This window comes from Vibrio sp. 10N.222.46.A1, assembly GCF_041473595.1.
Classification (GTDB): domain Bacteria; phylum Pseudomonadota; class Gammaproteobacteria; order Enterobacterales; family Vibrionaceae; genus Vibrio; species Vibrio tasmaniensis_A.
In genome coordinates this window covers 1-556 of sequence record NZ_JBFRSN010001625.1, presented here as the reverse complement: position 1 = coordinate 556, position 556 = coordinate 1, and the positions used below count along the sequence as shown (strand labels likewise).

Here is a 556-nt window from a genome sequence, read left to right as displayed (position 1 = left end):
CGGCGATTTTCCATGTCGGCATATACTCTATCGCCTCCTTTTACTGCGCATCATTTGCCATTGCAGGGGGTGTTGCGCTGGCTTTGATTTTCAAATACTGCCCAGTTAATACATAGGCGATGCCCAGTAACAACAGTACCGATACAATCGGTATATTAAGCCCTATCGAAGAATACAAGATTCCCAACACAATATTAATCAACGCAGCCAAAATGTTAGAGAGAAACAAAACAGCATAGACATTTTTCATCTCATTGTTTCCCCAGTAATAGCCCACTGTCGACACGTATAACACCAAGACACCACCGTAATTAAAACCAGTGACCACAGCCAAAAATGCCGTCCCAAAATTTGATTGCAATAGCAAAGGGCTAATAGAAAGTACCAGTGCCTGAATAAACAAATTTAACTTAATGGCCTTACTAGGGAGCCACTTATCGCTCAGATAACCCCAAACGACTCGCCCCACGGCATTGCTCAAGGCAAACATAGCAACGGCAGAGACGATCAGTTCTATTCCATAATCATTACTTAAAAGGGCAAGCTTACTATTAAT

The 556-nt window shown here is 42.3% G+C and carries 1 protein-coding gene; it reads right to left on the bottom strand.

The features are described from left to right. Positions 1-40 precede the first annotated feature (40 nt). Positions 41-556 (bottom strand): hypothetical protein (locus AB4496_RS28505; RefSeq protein ID WP_372133430.1); only part of this gene is annotated, 516 nt, incomplete at its 5' end.